This is a genomic window from Rhizobium sp. CG4 (assembly GCF_023701965.1).
In the GTDB taxonomy this organism is placed as follows: Bacteria; Pseudomonadota; Alphaproteobacteria; order Rhizobiales; family Rhizobiaceae; genus Agrobacterium.
Window position 1 is genome coordinate 72,988 of the sequence record NZ_JABAEG010000003.1, and the last position, 15,804, is coordinate 88,791.

Genomic DNA, 15,804 nt, shown 5'->3' on the forward strand with positions numbered 1-15,804 from the left:
TATAGGCCTTTGCCATTACGGTAGGCTATGGCGACCCTTAAGCAGAATGGATGCAGGCTTTATGGCCCACAAGGAAATCGATTACTCCGAAATCCTCGACGTCGAGGCTTTTCAGAAGGAATGCGACGCAGTGTTTGCCGGAAGCGGCAAACCGCTTCTGGATGCACGTTCGCAACTATTGCCAATCTTCCGCAAGGCAAGCAACGATGGACGGAAAACGGCACGCCAGATTCTGGATGCGGACGGTGGGGGACTGGATTGTGCACGCCGTATATCCTGGTTGCAGGACCGTCTGATTGAGGTGTTGTACCATCTGGCGGTCAGTTACGTTTATCCACGCGATGCTGCTGAAATTACCGTGACCGCCGTCGGCGGTTATGGCCGTGATACGCTGGCGCCTGGCTCCGACATCGACCTTCTGTTTCTTCTGCCACCCAAGAATTCGCAGGATATGCAAAAGGCAGTCGAGTTTGTTCTCTACATTCTCTGGGATCTGGGCTTCAAGGTTGGCCATGCCACCCGCACGGTTGAGGAATGTATCCGCCTTTCAAAATCCGACATGACCATCCGCACCGCCATTCTGGAAATGCGCTACATCTGCGGCAAGATGGCATTGTCCGACGATCTGCAAAAACGCTTTGACGCCGAAGTGATCACCGGTACCGGGCCGGAATTTATTGCCGCCAAGCTGGCTGAGCGCGACCAGCGCCACCGCAAGGCAGGTGACACGCGTTATCTTGTCGAGCCAAACGTCAAGGAAGGCAAGGGCGGTCTGCGCGACCTGCACACGCTGTTCTGGATCGCCAAATATTATTACCACGTACGCGACGCCGCTGAACTCGTAAAACTCGGCGTGCTCTCACGCCGCGAATTGAAGCTGTTCGAAAAAGCAGATGATTTTCTCTGGGCCGTTCGCTGCCAGATGCACTTTCTGACCAATAAAGCAGAAGAGCGGCTGTCTTTTGATATACAGCGGGAAATTGCCGCCGCGCTTGGCTATCAGCCGCGTCCCGGCCTGTCCGCCGTTGAACGTTTCATGAAGCACTATTTTCTTGTCGCAAAGGACGTGGGCGATCTGACGCGCATCGTCTGCGCGGCGCTGGAAGACCGGCAGGCCAAGGCTGTTCCCGGCCTCACCGGTGTTCTGAACCGGTTTACCAACCGCGTGCGTAAGATTGCTGGCAGCGTGGAATTTGTAGAAGACCGCGGTCGTATTGCACTGGCCGATCCCGATGTCTTCAAGCGCGATCCTGTCAACATCATTCGTCTGTTCCACATTGCCGACATCAATGATCTGGAACTGCATCCGGATGCACTGCGTGTTCTCACTCGCTCATTGTCGCTGATCGATAACAAGGTGCGGGAAAATGACGAGGCCAACCGTCTTTTCCTGTCGATCCTGACATCGCGGCGCGACCCCGCTTTGATGCTGCGACGCATGAACGAGGCGGGTGTTCTCGGCAAATTCATTCCGGAATTTGGCAAGATCGTCGCGATGATGCAGTTCAACATGTATCACCACTATACGGTTGATGAACATCTTATCCGCTCTGTTGCGGTTCTCTCGGAAATCGAAAAGGGCCAAGCCATCGATACGCATCCGCTGGTCAACCAGTTGATGCCGATGATCGAAGACCGCGAAGCGCTTTACGTTGCTGTGCTGCTGCATGACGTTGCAAAGGGACGGCAGGAAGATCACTCGATTGCCGGTGCACGCGTCGCCCGTAAATTCTGCCAACGTTTCCGTTTGAACGTAAAGCAGACGGAAACCGTGACCTGGCTCATCGAACAGCACCTGCTGATGTCGATGGTCGCGCAGACACGCGATCTGCATGACCGCAAAACCATTGCCGATTTTGCCGATAAGGTACAGTCGATGGAACGGCTGAAAATGCTGCTAATCCTGACGGTCTGCGATATTCGTGCCGTAGGGCCTGATGTTTGGAACGGCTGGAAAGGCCAGCTTCTGCGCACACTCTATTACGAAACAGAACTGCTGCTATCTGGCGGTTTTTCTGAAGTTTCCCGTAAAGAACGCGCAAAGGTTGCTCGCGAAAAACTCTATGACGCGCTTACCGACTGGGGCCAGAAGGCACGTCGCAAATATACCGGTCTGCATTATGAACCCTATCTTCTGTCGGTCGATCTCGATGACCAGATACGCCACACAAAGTTCCTGAGGGCGGCCGACAAGGAAGAAAAAGCGCTTGCCACCATGGTACGCACCCACTCCTTCCATGCCATTACCGAAATCACCATTTTGGCGCCTGACCATCCGCGTCTTCTGTCGGTGATTGCCGGCGCTTGTGCCGCTGCCGGTGCCAACATTGCTGATGCGCAGATTTTCACGACTTCTGACGGTCGCGCACTCGACACCATTCTCATCAATCGCGAATTCCCGATCGATGAAGACGAGATGCGCCGTGGCGCCAACATCTGCAAGCTGATCGAAGAAGTGCTGTCGGGCACCAAACGTTTGCCGGAAGTTATTGCGACTCGCACCAAGTCGAAGAAAAAGAACCGGACCTTCAACATTCCGCCGTCGGTTATCATCTCCAACGGTCTGTCAAACAAGTTCACGGTTGTTGAGGTCGAGTGCCTTGACCGTACGGGTCTGCTGGCTGACATCACCGCGACCATTGCCGATCTGTCGCTCGATATCGCCTCGGCACGCATCACGACTTTCGGTGAAAAGGTCATCGATACTTTCTATGTCACCGATCTTACTGGCCAGAAGGTGATGAATGACAACCGTCAGTCCACAATTGTGGCGCGTTTGAAAAACATCATGGCCGACCCCGAGGATTTGTTGGCCGCAACCGGTGAGGCGGCCACTGTTTCCTCAGCGGAAGCCGCAAACAATCGCATGAAAGCACAGGCATGAGCCTTCTCAAAAAATTCGCAACGGTTGGCGCCGGCACGCTGGGCAGCCGCGTGTTTGGTTTCATGCGTGAAATGTTGATGGCTGCGGCACTTGGTACGGGACCCGTGGCCGATGCGTTCAACGCCGCATTCCGGTTTCCCAACACGTTCCGACGCCTGTTTGCCGAAGGTGCGTTCAATTCGGCCTTCGTGCCGCTGTTTGCCAAGGAAATCGAAGCGAGCGGCATGGAGGGTGCAAGGCGGTTTTCAGAAGAGGTTTTCGGCGTCCTGTTTACTGTGCTGATGGCCCTGACAATCGCCATGGAGTTGGCCATGCCGCTTCTGGTGCGCACCATCATCGCGCCGGGCTTTGTCGACGATACAGTCAAGTTCGACAACACCGTTCAGCTTGCTACCATCATGTTCCCCTATCTGGCCTGCATGTCGCTGGCCGCGATGATGGGCGGCATGCTGAATTCGCTGCACCGTTATTTTGCAGCCGCCATCGCACCGGTTTTCCTCAATATCATCCTGATCGGTGTCCTCGGTTGGGCATGGTATGGTGGCCATGATCCGCTGGAAGTGGGTTATGGCCTGTCTTGGGGTGTCATGGTTGCCGGTGTCGTGCAGCTTGCCATCGTCTGGGTTGCCGTTCGCAATGCTGGCATGCGAATTGGATTCCGCCGTCCCCGCCTGACGAAAAACGTTAGCCGGCTACTGATATTGGCGTTGCCTGCGGCAATTACTGGTGGCATCACGCAAATCAACCTGCTGATCAATACGGCGATCGCGTCGGGCGGCGAGGGGACTATTGCCTCGCTTGCCTATGCCGATCGCGTTTATCAACTGCCGCTTGGCGTCGTCGGCATTGCCGTTGCCACCGTGTTGCTGCCCGAACTGTCGCGTGCCCTACGAGGCGGCCAGCATGTTGAAGCAGCGACTTTGCAGAACCGCTCCGTGGAGTTTGTCCTGTTTCTGACACTTCCTGCCGCAGCAGCTTTGTTGGTCATGGCAGAGCCGATTGTTCAGTTGCTGTACCAACGCGGTAACTTCTCAGCCGGTGCGACGGTCAAGGTCGCTGAAATTCTTGGTATCTACGGACTGGGCCTTCCGGCATTCGTTCTGATCAAAGCCTTCATTCCCGGATTTTTTGCACGCGAAGATACCAGAACGCCGATGATGTTTGCTGGCATTTCCGTTGTAGTAAACGTGTCGCTGGCACTTTATCTGTTTCCGCGTTTTGATGGCGCTGGCATTGCCACTGCGGAAATCGTGGCTGGTTGGGTCAATGCCGCCATGTTGTTTGCAATGCTGGTAAAGCGTGGCCATTGGCAGATTGATACGCCGCTTCTGACCCGTATCCCGCGCCTGCTCTTTGCGTCAGCGGTTATGGCGACATTGATCTGGTTTGCCATGGGCTGGCTGCATCCCTGGTTGTCCAATGGGCATTTCGCTGTGCGGGCTGGCACCATTGCCGGTTTGATTGTCGTTGCCATGGCGGTTTATTTTGCGTTGGCTTTTGCCACCGGTGGAGCGCAGCTTTCCATGGTCAGACGCAATCTCAAACGGGGCGGTGCAAAAAATACTCCCGCCAAGGATGAAACAGCATGAGTGCCGATTTTGCGCAAAACCGCCGCGTTGCGTTGGTTACGTTAGTTGTTGACACCTATGATCGGGCCAAAACATTTTACTGCGAGACACTCGGTTTCGAGTGCCTTGCTGACGAACCGTTGCCCGATGGCAAACGCTGGCTGGTGGTAAAACCGAAGGGAACTGATGGTTGCGGTCTGTTGCTGGCCGAGGCGGACGGTGGTGAACAAATGCTGGCCATTGGCAATCAGACCGGCGGTCGTGTCGGTTTCTTTTTGAACACGGATGACTTTGCCCGCGATCATGCCGCCATGCTGGCCAAGGGTGTACATTTTCTGGAACAGCCGCGCCATGAGATCTATGGTTCCGTGGCCGTGTTCGAAGACCTTTACGGCAATCGCTGGGATCTTTTGGAACCCAGTCATTCACCCACTTGATTGCGCGGTGTTGCGGGTGCATAAGCGCCCGCGAAATCTAACCAAGGAGCAGGGCCCTCCACAAGCCTTCGAGGACACTCATGAGCGAATTCAAGAAACTGGTTTTTTCGGGCGTTCAGCCAACCGGTAATCTGCATCTTGGCAATTATCTCGGCGCAATTCGCAAGTTCGTGGCGCTGCAGGAAGACAGTGACTGCATCTACTGCGTTGTTGACCTGCATGCCATCACGGCACAGCTGGTGCATGAAGATCTGCGGGCGCAGACACGGTCTATCGCTGCCGCATTCATCGCAGCCGGTATCGATCCGGTAAAACACATCGTGTTTAACCAATCGGCCGTGCCACAGCACGCCGAACTGGCTTGGGTGTTCAACTGCGTGGCGCGCATCGGCTGGATGGAGCGCATGACGCAGTTCAAGGACAAGTCCGGCAAGAATGCCGAGCAGGTGTCGCTTGGCCTTCTGGCATATCCAAGCCTCATGGCGGCTGACATTCTCGTTTATCGCGCAACCCATGTACCTGTTGGCGATGACCAGAAACAGCATCTGGAACTGGCGCGTGACATTGCCCAGAAGTTCAATATCGACTTTGGTGGCCAGATCAAAAGTGCCGGCCTTGGGCTGGATATCGTGGTTGGCGAAGAGCCGGTGCACGCTTATTTCCCAATGGTTGAACCCCTGATCGGTGGTCCTGCGCCGCGTGTCATGTCGCTCAAGGACGGTTCAAAGAAGATGTCCAAGTCCGACCCGTCGGACCTGTCGCGCATCAACCTGATGGATGATGTGGATGCCATTTCGAAGAAAATTCGCAAGGCAAAGACAGATCCGGATGCCTTGCCGAGGGAAACCGAGGGGTTGAAAGGCCGCCCGGAGGCAGAAAATCTGGTCGGTATTTTTGCGGCTCTGGCTGATAAATCCAAGGCAGAGGTGTTGCAGGAGTTTGGAGGACAGCAGTTCTCGGCCTTCAAGCCTGCACTGATTGATCTGGCTGTGAATGTTCTGGCGCCGATCAATCTTGAAATGCGCCGTCTGCTTGACGACACCAACCACATCGACGCCATTCTGAGAGATGGCTCTGAACGGGCTGGCGTGATTGCGGAAAAAACCATGAATGAAGTCCGCGATATCGTTGGCTTTCTCAGGTGATAACTTGCCGCCCGCAGTCTGTGCGGGCGGCTTGTCAGCTTGACAAATTTCTATAAGCTCCGCCTCAATCGTATCAAAGGCGAGTTTCATCGTCTGGAATTTCAGAAACAGGGAGCACGCTCTATGGTTTCAAAACGGCTGTCTCGACTTGAAGGTCATCGCCGTAAATTTCTGGCGGTCATCGACGGGACGCCCGAATGCGAAAGGGCCGTTCATTATGCGGGTCGCCGTGCCAAGAACTCCAATGGCGGCCTTGTTTTGCTTTACGTAATTCCGGATGGCGATTTCCAGCAGTGGCTGGGTGTCGAGCAGATCATGCGGGCAGAGGCACAGGAAGAGGCAGAAGCCTCGATGGCGAAAACGGCGCAGAAAGTACGTGAGACCGTCGGTATAGAGCCGGAAGTGGTCATTCGTGAAGGTGCCGCCGCCGAACAGATCCATGGTTTGATTGAAGAAGACCGGGATATTGCCATTTTGGTCCTGGCTGCCGGTTCAACCAAGGAAGGCCCGGGTCCGCTGGTCTCGTCCATAGCGGGCAGGGGGGCTGCATTCCCCATTCCTGTTACCGTATTGCCAGATACGCTGAGCGACGAGGAAATTGACGCACTTTGCTGAGCGTCCGCCAAGCGGCAAGGAGCGTGCGAAAACAAACAGCGCAAGCACCATCTATTGGTGATGTGCGGTTCAACATGCTTTAAACGCACAAATTGACTTTCTTTGCCGAAAGCTCATTTGTTGAATGTATTCTCATGTCCGGGCTTGAAGAATGAGCCTGTCCGGCGTATTTTTGAACTATTCTAAATTCAGGGGCGCCGATCGCTCCGAAGGAGACATGTGATGTTCATTCAGACCGAAGCCACTCCAAATCCGGCTACGCTGAAATTTCTTCCCGGACGCGTTGTGCTGGAAACCGGCACGGCAGAATTCCTGAACGCAGAGCAGGCGCAGGCGTCTCCGCTCGCGCAGACACTGTTTGAAATTCCAAGTGTAACCGGTGTGTATTTCGGTTTCGATTTCATCACCGTGACCAAGGAAGGTGCTGAATGGCACCATCTGAAGCCTGCGATCCTGGGCTCGATCATGGAACATTTCATGTCGGGTCGTCCGATTCTGGGTGAAGCACGCACCGCCGAGTTTTCTGACGAAGAAGACGAGTTCTTCGATGAAGGCGATGAGACCATCGTTGCTACCATCAAGGAACTGCTGGACAGCCGCGTTCGTCCTGCTGTGGCGCAGGATGGTGGCGACATCACCTTCCGTGGTTTCCGGGACGGCACCGTGTTCCTTAACATGAAGGGCGCATGCTCGGGCTGCCCATCTTCTACCGCAACATTGAAACACGGCGTTCAGAACCTGCTCAAGCACTTCGTTCCTGAAGTGCAGGCTGTCGAATCCGTTTAATACAAAGGCAAAATGGCATGATCGTTCTGGCGCTTGATACATCGGGAGGCGACTGCGCCGCCTGTGTTTATGACAGCGCCAGCGATGCCGTCCTTGGCAGAGTGTGTGAAACCATCGGCAAAGGCCACGCCGAGCGGTTGATGGGAATCGTCGATAAGGCACTCGAAGCAGCCAATCTTGACCTGAAGGCCGTGCAGCGGATTGCTGTCACTATTGGTCCTGGTTCCTTCACGGGCATTCGTGTCGGTGTTTCAGCCGCGCGTGGTTTTGCCTTGTCCCTTGGCATTGAGGCTGTCGGCCTAACCACGCTTGAGGTGATGGCCAAGGATTGGCAGGACCAGCATGGACAGAAACCTGTCACCATCGCGTTGGATGCGCGTCGTGGCGAGGTTTACATCCAGTCCTTTGCGGCCGATGGCTCGTCTGTCACGAATGCGGAACTGCTGCCATTGGATGATGCGATTTCCCTGTTCTCACGCCTTGGTGGTGAGGTTTTCGGGTCGGCTGCAATTCTTTTGAATGGCGAAGCCAATGCCGCGGAGCCTGACCGGTTTGAAATTACCGCCGTCGCACGCCTTGGTGCTGCCAGGCCGCAAGGCGGACCTCGCCCGGCTCCGCTCTACCTGCGTGGCCCTGATGCCAGACCGCAAACGGGATTTGCGCTGGAACGACGTGCCCATGCCTGATAATCGGGCATGATATGTATTTATGCGGTGATTCCCTGCGATGATCGATCAGTATTTGACACTAAAGCCCCAGTTCGAAATTGTACCTTTAGTACAAGACGATAGCCATGCCATAGCCGAACTGCACAAGCTGCGGTTCTCGCGGCCGTGGAGTGAAGACGAGTTTGGCAATCTTCTCGTGCAATCCAATTGCTATGGCTTCGTAGCACGCCAGACCAACGCGTTCTTCAGCAAGCCATTGTCCGGTTTTGTGCTGGCCCGTGAGGCAGGTGGCGAAGCAGAAATTCTGACCATTGCCGTGCAGGAAAAATTGGGCCGTGCGGGTCTTGGCTGGCGTCTGATGCAGGCGGCGGTGCGTGAGGCCGCAGGCCGTGGCGCCGATTCCATGTTCCTCGAAGTTGATACCAGCAATGCCGCAGGTCTTGGGCTATACCGCAAGCTGGGCTTCCAGCAGGTCGCGGAACGCAAGGCCTATTATACAGCCCCCGACGGTACACAGTCGACGGCGCTTGTCATGCGGCGCGATCTTCGCTAGTTGCGTTTATGACCATTTTCTATATCCCGCCTTCTCCGTGAGGGCGGGGCGTTGATATGAAGGCCTTACAACGTGACAGATCTGAACAAAACGCTAGAAGAGCTATGCGCCGAACGTGGCATGCGCATGACCGATCAGCGTCGGGTCATTGCCCGCGTTTTACAAGAATCGGAAGATCATCCTGATGTGGAAGAGCTGTATCGACGATCGTCTGAGGTTGATCCACGCATTTCCATCTCGACCGTGTATCGTACTGTAAAGCTTTTCGAAGATGCCGGTATCATCGAACGGCATGATTTTCGTGATGGTCGCTCTCGTTACGAAACTGTGCCAGAAGAACATCACGATCATCTGATTGATCTTAAGAACGGCGTTGTGATTGAATTCCGCTCTGCAGAAATCGAGGCACTGCAGGAAAAGATCGCTCGCGAGCACGGGTTCAAGCTGGTGGACCACCGTCTTGAACTTTACGGTGTACCGCTAAAACCTGAAGATCACTGAGCGGTGCGAGTAGTCACGTCATGATGCTGTGGCTGCGGATTATCTATCTCGTTTTCGTTCTAACGTTGCTGACCCTACTTATGCTGCCATTTCAGCTTTTGGGTCTGGCATTTGATCTAAAGATACGACGCTGGCTGCCGCGTTTCTGGCATCGTGCTGCCTGCCACACCCTTGGCCTGAAAATCACCGTCCATGGAACACCGGATAAAAACCGCCCGTTGATGCTGGCGGTTAATCATGCCTCCTGGAAGGACATCATGATCCTTGGCAGCATTACTGATGTGGTTTTTATCGCCAAGACTGAGGTGCGAGACTGGCCGGTCTTCGGCGTATTGGCACGTTTACAGAAAAGCATTTTTGTCACCCGTGAGCAGAAACGCAGCACGGGCACGCAGGTGAACGAGATCGCCGAAAGGATGGCGGGCGGCGAGGTTGTTGTGCTGTTTCCTGAGGGAACGACATCGGACGGTAACCGGCTTCTTGAGGTCAAGTCATCGCTGTTTGGCGCTGCATCCACCGCCGTGGAGCAGGTGCCGGGTGGCATTGTCTATGTGCAACCGGTGGCAATAGCCTATACCGGTGTTCATGGAATGGCGATGGGGCGTTACCATCGTCCGCTCGTCGCATGGCCGGGATCTCTAACCCTTCTGCCGCATCTGGTCGGCGTCCTGAAATCAGGCGCGCTCGAAGTTGACGTCACATTCGGCGATAGCGTCGCTTTCAAGCGCGGTGACAACCGCAAACATCTGGCGGTTGGTGTTACAGCAGCGATCCGCCGCATGTTGCAGCAAAGTCTTCGTGGATATTGGCGGTAGTCGCTACACTTCGGAAAGCACTGCGGTGTCCGACAGTTGCGGTTGAATGGCGGCAAGGCTGCCGGCAGCACGCACGAAATCGATCTGGCGCGCAAATCCGGTCTTTTGCAGCAGATGTTTAACGTGTGTGCGCACTGTCTCCTTGGCGGTCCCTGTCTGCGAAGCGATTTTCTCCAAGCTCTTTCCTTCGGAAAGCTGGGCTGCAATCCGTGCTTCAGTGGGTGACAGATCATAAAGACCTTTCAGCCACTCCGCATTCAGGGTGATATCCCCGATGGGACGAGCCAGAATAAGCAATGTTCCGCCAGCCCCGATAATATCCTGCGCCTGCATGCAGGCCGGAATGACGTGCAGGATGCCTGTTGGTAGTCTGTTTTCGGAGCGAACGGCAATCGAACGAACCGACCGCTGCTGCACAATGGTGCCTTCAAGCGCCTGCCGTAAAAGGCCATCCGCGCGTTTGTCATAAAGGGCCAAACGGCCGAAGGCTGCCGGAAGGAACATCTGGCCTGCCAGCCTATCAAACGAGGCATTGGTGGCGATGACCTTTGAATTCCGGGACAGAACTGCGGCCGGAATGCCAAGCAATTGCAGCGTCGCCATTGCTGTCATCGTTTGTTTCATCCTCAATCGGCCAGCGAGGGCCACGGCTCGCCCGAGGTGGGGGCGAATAGTGTTGAGGAAATCAAGCTCTGGACCTGCGAAACGACCTTCCGCAAACCGCCGATCGACCGAAAACACCGCGATGTCGTCGCCAGAGCCTTTTATGACCGTCGCGGCAGTAAATGCGATGTCTCTTGGCGACAGAAAGTCACGAAAAATCGCCAGGCTCTGTATTTCGTCTTCTTCGAAAAAGTCTTTGTCCACGACAAATGCAGGGTAGCTTTTTTCGAGAAGACGCTGAAGACGCACGTTCCGGTCCGCCCACCCGCCGGCAATATACTCTTCCATGATGGTTTTAGTCGCCTGGGGTGCATCCCAGGTCAATTGTCCGTCCGTCAGGATAAACAGCGAACCGCCACGCCCTTTGACCTGATCTGACAGGCTGTCGATAACAGAAGGCCAAAGTTCTGGAAGAAGCCCTGCCGCATAGATTTGACTGACAATATCGTGGTGAATTTCACTCATGTAAAACTGTAGTGTTTGAGATCAATACTTCAACATAGCTTTCAAGCTTATATAAGCAGTAAAAATCACAAGAGTTACAGACGGAAAATCGCAAAAATTTAGCAATTATCAATTGGCTTTAGTCTGTCAACGCGGCTGCTCTTAGCAGGCGCTTTAAAGACGAAAATAGCCTGCAGCATATTTTTCTGTTTAATATGGTCCTGAAAATGACTAGGTAACCGCCATGACACAGCAAACGACAGCAATCGCCGAAACAGATCAATCGCTCCGTGACGGTAGCAACAGCCGCAAGGTTTTCATCAAGACTTACGGCTGTCAGATGAATGCTTACGATTCCGTTCGCATGAGCGATGCTCTTGCGAAGGACGGTTATGTGCCCACAGAGGACATGGCTGAGGCTGATCTCGTTTTGCTCAATACCTGTCATATCCGCGAGAAGGCCGCTGAAAAGGTCTATTCCGCGCTTGGTCGCCTGCGTGACATGAAGAAGTCGCGTCAGGAAGAGGGCCGCGAATTCATGATTGGCGTCGCCGGCTGTGTTGCACAGGCTGAAGGCGAAGAAATTCTGCGCCGTGCGCCGGCCGTTGACGTGGTGATTGGCCCGCAGACCTATCATCGCCTGCCGGCCGCTCTGAAACGGGTGCGCGATGGCGAGCGTGTGATCGAGACCGATTACGCGGTTGAAGACAAATTTGAACATCTGCCTGTCGCCGACAAGGCGAAGATCCGCACGCGTGGTGTCACTGCGTTCCTTACCGTTCAGGAAGGTTGCGACAAGTTCTGTACTTTCTGCGTGGTGCCTTATACCCGTGGTTCTGAAGTATCGCGTCCCGTTTCGCAGATCGTCGACGAGGCAATGAAGCTGGTTGACGGTGGTGTTCGCGAGTTGACGCTGCTTGGCCAGAACGTCAATGCGTGGAAGGGAACCGGCCCCAAGGGTGAAGAGTGGGGCCTGGCACAGCTTCTTTACCGTCTGGCGGAAATCCCTGGTTTGGCGCGTCTTCGTTACACGACCAGCCATCCGCGCGACATGGATGACTGTCTTATCGACGCGCACAGCAATCTGCGCATCCTCATGCCTTACCTTCACTTGCCGGTGCAGTCCGGTTCGGACCGCATTCTTAAAGCCATGAACCGTCGCCACACCGGCGCGGAGTATATACGGCTGATCGAGCGCATTCGTGTCGCACGTCCCGACATCGCCATGTCCGGTGATTTTATCGTTGGTTTCCCCGGCGAGACGGATGCGGACTTCGAAGACACGTTGATGATTGTCGAAACCGTTAGATATGCACAGGCTTTTTCGTTCAAATATTCCACACGACCGGGAACGCCGGGAGCGGATCTGACGGATCAGGTTGCGGAAGACGTAAAGTCGGAACGCCTTGAAAGACTTCAGAATTTGCTTCTGAAACAGCAGAATGAATTTGCCGCATCGCTCGTTGGCAAGACCATGGATATCCTGCTGGAGAAGCCGGGACGCATGCCGGGACAGCTTATTGGCCGTTCTCCGTGGCTTCAGTCTGTGAATCTTGATGCAAAAACATCGCAAATCGGTGACATTGTAAATGTACGAATCACCGCGACGGGTCCAAACAGCTTGTTTGCCGAGGTGGCAGAGCGTTAAGATGGAGCCGGAGCTTACTGGGACGGGAGCCTGACCGCTTGAACGCACACGAATTGGTATCACCTTCATCGCGCCAGCCACGTTCAGCCGCGACCGACGCCAATCACTTCGTCCTCACGTTCGAGAATAACAGGATCGCTGGGGAGCTGTTCGGGCAGTACGATCAGAATCTGAAATTGCTGGAACAGCGCCTCAATATCGACGCGAGGCCGCGAGGCAATTCGGTTGCCATTACCGGCGATGTTGTGGCTACCAATCAGGCCCGCCGTGTGCTTGATCTACTATATGAGAGCCTGCTGAAAGGCCGCTCTGTTGAACTTTCTGACGTTGAAGGCGTAATCCGAATGGTCCTAGCTGCTGACGACCAACTGACACTGCCGACGATGGAGGGCAAGGTTAAGCTTTCCATGGCGCAGATTTCCACTCGCAAAAAGACTATTTCTGCCCGCACGCCGACGCAGGATGTCTACATGCGGGCGCTGGAGCAGTCCGAACTGGTTTTCGGCGTTGGTCCAGCCGGTACCGGTAAGACCTATCTGGCGGTTGCCCATGCGGCACAGCTGCTTGAGCGTGGTGCGGTGGACCGCATCATTCTGTCGCGCCCGGCTGTTGAAGCTGGTGAACGTCTTGGCTTCCTTCCTGGCGACATGAAGGAAAAAGTCGATCCGTACCTTCGCCCGCTCTATGACGCGCTTTACGACATGATGCCGGGCGACAAGGTGGAGCGTGCCATCCAGGCCGGAGTGATCGAAATCGCTCCGCTCGCTTTCATGCGTGGCCGTACGCTTGCCAACGCTGCCGTCATTCTCGACGAAGCGCAAAACACCACATCGATGCAGATGAAGATGTTCCTGACGCGCCTTGGTGAAAACGGCCGCATGATTGTGACCGGTGACCCGAGCCAGGTCGACTTGCCACGCGGGGTGAAGTCTGGCCTTGTTGAGGCACTGCAGATTTTGAACGGCGTGGAAGGTGTTTCCGTGGTCCGCTTCAAGGATGTGGACGTTGTGCGTCATCCGATGGTTGCCCGTATCGTGCGTGCATACGAGGCGCAGACAGCGGTTCCGGATGAAAGTCTGAACACGGACAGATAAAATCTGGACACGAAAAAGCGAAATACTGAAATGACAGCAATGGATATCCAGATCAGAGTCGAAGACGATGCCTGGCCCTCAGAAGACGTTTTACTCGCGCTTTGTGAAAAGGTGCTGGGCGCTGCCGCCCAGTTTCTTGCAAAGGAAGAGAAACAGCCCTTCCCGAAAATGGCTCCAGAGATTTCTCTCGTCTTTACCAACGACGCCGAAATCCGCGAAATCAACGCCGAATGGCGGGATAAGGACAAGGCAACCAATGTCCTTTCCTTCCCAGCTTTTCCGCTTGAACCGGGCGGTATGCCGGGTCCAATGCTTGGCGATATCGTCATTGCGCGCGAAACGGTAGAGCGCGAAGCTGTTGATTTGGAAAAGACTTTTGATGATCATCTGACACATCTTATGGTGCATGGATTTCTGCATCTGTTCGGGTATGATCATATGGAAACCGAGGAAGCGGAAGAAATGGAGTTGCTTGAGACTCGCATTTTGGCTTCGCTTGGACTATCTGATCCCTATGCGGGACAGGATCCGCTGTCATAATTATAGTCTGGAGCCATGAACGAACATTCGACAAGACCCTCTGAGCAGGGCAAGGAAACGGGAGAGCAGTCCTCATCGGAAGAGGGCAGTAGTCCGTTACGACAGGACTCGATACAGAAAACCAAAGGGACACTCTGGTCCCGTCTCTCACGCCTTTTGAGGCCGCTGCAAGGTGAACGCCTGCGTGAGGACCTGGCTGATGCGCTGATGACCGATGCGGATGTCGCCACAGCCTTTGCGCCCGAAGAACGGGCAATGCTCAACAATATCTTACGTTTTCGCGAAGTGCGCGTCGAAGACATCATGATCCCGCGAACGGATATTGATGCCATCGACCAGACCATGACAATCGGCGAAGCCATGATCCTTTTTGAGGAAACTGGGCGTTCGCGTATGCCGGTCTACCTTGAAACCCTCGATGATGCCCGTGGCATGATCCACATTCGCGATTTGCTCGCCTATATCGGCAAGCAGGCGCGCAACAAACGTCGGGTCGGTACGCGGCCAGCGCAGGCTGAGGGTGTGAAGGCGCCAAAGACGCCACGCGCTGATTTTGATCTCGCACGTGTTGATCTCACAAAGACGGTGCAGGAAGCAGGCCTTGTCCGCAAAATCCTGTTCGTGCCGTCCTCCATGCTGGCGGCCAATCTGTTGCAAAGCATGCAACAGCAGCGCACGCAGCTTGCTCTTGTCATCGACGAATATGGTGGCGCCGACGGTCTTGTCAGCCACGAAGACATCGTCGAAATGGTTGTCGGTGATATCGACGACGAGCATGACAACGAAGAGGCCATGTTCACCCGTCTTGCGGATGGTGCTGTTGTGGCGGATGCCCGTGCGGAACTTTCTGAGTTGCAACAGGCAATCGGTCCTGACTTCGACGTGGCGGAACATCTGGAAGAAGTGGATACGCTTGGCGGCCTTATCTTCTTCCTGCTCGGTCGTATTCCGGTTGCCGGTGAAACCGTTCATGCCGTTGCTGGCTTCGAGTTTGAAATTCTCGATGCCGACAGTCGTCGCGTAAAACGTGTTCGCATCACGCGGCACGATGCAAGCGGAGAAGACAACGACGGAGATAAGCCAATCGCTGCTCTGATCGCTGCATCCTCCCTTTCGCGTCAGGCTTCCGGACAGGCCGAAACGCCATAAATTTTGAGCAGGCGGTGGCAAATGATTGCATGGTGTCGCCGCCTGTTCTGTAACCCCAAGTAAACGATGTCGGTTTTGCAGTGTGGCGGCAAGAAGTGCTGCCTTATATTGCGCCGAAACCATATTATGTCCGCAGGACAACAGACCATTTTTGAAATTCAATATTGCTGTCTACCGGATATATTTGTGCCTCTGATGCCAATTGGTTTATCTGACAAGATACAGCGTATTTGATTCGATCACACCCATTCCGATGTGACGGATAAAATGCAACATCGAAGGCTCGCAGGATTT

Annotated in this window: 15 protein-coding genes; 14 read left to right on the forward strand and 1 reads right to left on the reverse strand. The window is 54.7% G+C overall.

Annotated elements, in window-relative coordinates; genetic code table 11:
- Positions 1-61: 61 nt before the first annotated feature.
- From HGO37_RS10600 to olsA, 10 genes are all read left to right on the forward strand, one after another.
- Entirely contained in the window at positions 62-2,884 is a 2,823-nt protein-coding gene (locus HGO37_RS10600) for a [protein-PII] uridylyltransferase (protein ID WP_312946690.1), read from the forward strand.
- Positions 2,881-4,473, forward strand: a complete 1,593-nt coding sequence (gene murJ / locus HGO37_RS10605) for a murein biosynthesis integral membrane protein MurJ (RefSeq protein WP_250983308.1) — start codon at positions 2,881-2,883, stop codon at positions 4,471-4,473. Before HGO37_RS10600 ends, murJ begins: the two co-directional genes overlap by 4 nt.
- Positions 4,470-4,889, forward strand: coding sequence for a VOC family protein (locus HGO37_RS10610; protein ID WP_250983309.1), 420 nt, complete (start codon positions 4,470-4,472; stop codon positions 4,887-4,889). Before murJ ends, HGO37_RS10610 begins: the two co-directional genes overlap by 4 nt.
- Positions 4,890-4,969: 80 nt before the next feature.
- Positions 4,970-6,034: a tryptophan--tRNA ligase gene (gene trpS, locus HGO37_RS10615; RefSeq protein WP_250983310.1), complete on the forward strand. Its 1,065-nt coding sequence runs from the start codon at positions 4,970-4,972 to the stop codon at positions 6,032-6,034.
- Between the two features lie 123 nt (positions 6,035-6,157).
- Positions 6,158-6,649: a universal stress protein gene (locus HGO37_RS10620; protein ID WP_192486650.1), complete on the forward strand. Its 492-nt coding sequence runs from the start codon at positions 6,158-6,160 to the stop codon at positions 6,647-6,649.
- A 222-nt stretch (positions 6,650-6,871) separates the two neighbouring features.
- Positions 6,872-7,435: a NifU family protein gene (locus tag HGO37_RS10625; RefSeq protein WP_192486651.1), complete on the forward strand. Its 564-nt coding sequence runs from the start codon at positions 6,872-6,874 to the stop codon at positions 7,433-7,435.
- 17 nt (positions 7,436-7,452) lie between these two features.
- On the forward strand, positions 7,453-8,121 hold the full coding sequence (gene tsaB / locus HGO37_RS10630; RefSeq protein ID WP_250983311.1) for a tRNA (adenosine(37)-N6)-threonylcarbamoyltransferase complex dimerization subunit type 1 TsaB: 669 nt from the start codon (positions 7,453-7,455) through the stop codon (positions 8,119-8,121).
- Between the two features lie 40 nt (positions 8,122-8,161).
- Positions 8,162-8,656 carry a ribosomal protein S18-alanine N-acetyltransferase gene (rimI, locus tag HGO37_RS10635; RefSeq protein WP_192486653.1) on the forward strand — a complete coding sequence of 165 codons (495 nt, stop codon included), beginning with the start codon at positions 8,162-8,164 and terminating at the stop codon, positions 8,654-8,656.
- Between the two features lie 72 nt (positions 8,657-8,728).
- Entirely contained in the window at positions 8,729-9,157 is a 429-nt protein-coding gene (locus HGO37_RS10640; RefSeq protein ID WP_250983312.1) for a Fur family transcriptional regulator, read from the forward strand.
- A 23-nt stretch (positions 9,158-9,180) separates the two neighbouring features.
- The gene (gene olsA, locus HGO37_RS10645; protein WP_250983685.1) at positions 9,181-9,972 is read left to right on the forward strand and encodes a lyso-ornithine lipid O-acyltransferase; all 792 of its coding nucleotides are present in this window, start codon (positions 9,181-9,183) and stop codon (positions 9,970-9,972) included.
- Between the two features lie 3 nt (positions 9,973-9,975).
- Here olsA and HGO37_RS10650 read toward each other — a convergent pair whose 3' ends face one another.
- Positions 9,976-11,100 (reverse strand): helix-turn-helix transcriptional regulator, encoded by a 1,125-nt coding sequence (locus HGO37_RS10650; RefSeq protein ID WP_250983313.1) that lies wholly within the window; start codon positions 11,098-11,100, stop codon positions 9,976-9,978.
- Positions 11,101-11,323: 223 nt separating this feature from the next.
- On the opposite strand from HGO37_RS10650, the gene miaB reads away from it, so the two are divergent.
- Genes miaB through HGO37_RS10670 form a run of 4 tightly spaced genes read left to right on the forward strand, consistent with a single transcriptional unit; the run spans position 11,324 to position 15,510 of the window.
- Complete coding sequence (miaB, locus tag HGO37_RS10655; RefSeq protein ID WP_250983314.1) at positions 11,324-12,727, forward strand: tRNA (N6-isopentenyl adenosine(37)-C2)-methylthiotransferase MiaB; 1,404 nt, start codon at positions 11,324-11,326, stop codon at positions 12,725-12,727.
- Between the two features lie 38 nt (positions 12,728-12,765).
- The gene (locus HGO37_RS10660; RefSeq protein WP_250983315.1) at positions 12,766-13,821 is read left to right on the forward strand and encodes a PhoH family protein; all 1,056 of its coding nucleotides are present in this window, start codon (positions 12,766-12,768) and stop codon (positions 13,819-13,821) included.
- Between the two features lie 30 nt (positions 13,822-13,851).
- Complete coding sequence (gene ybeY, locus HGO37_RS10665) at positions 13,852-14,361, forward strand: rRNA maturation RNase YbeY (RefSeq protein WP_250983316.1); 510 nt, start codon at positions 13,852-13,854, stop codon at positions 14,359-14,361.
- Between the two features lie 15 nt (positions 14,362-14,376).
- Positions 14,377-15,510: a hemolysin family protein gene (locus HGO37_RS10670; protein WP_192486659.1), complete on the forward strand. Its 1,134-nt coding sequence runs from the start codon at positions 14,377-14,379 to the stop codon at positions 15,508-15,510.
- Positions 15,511-15,804 lie beyond the last annotated feature (294 nt).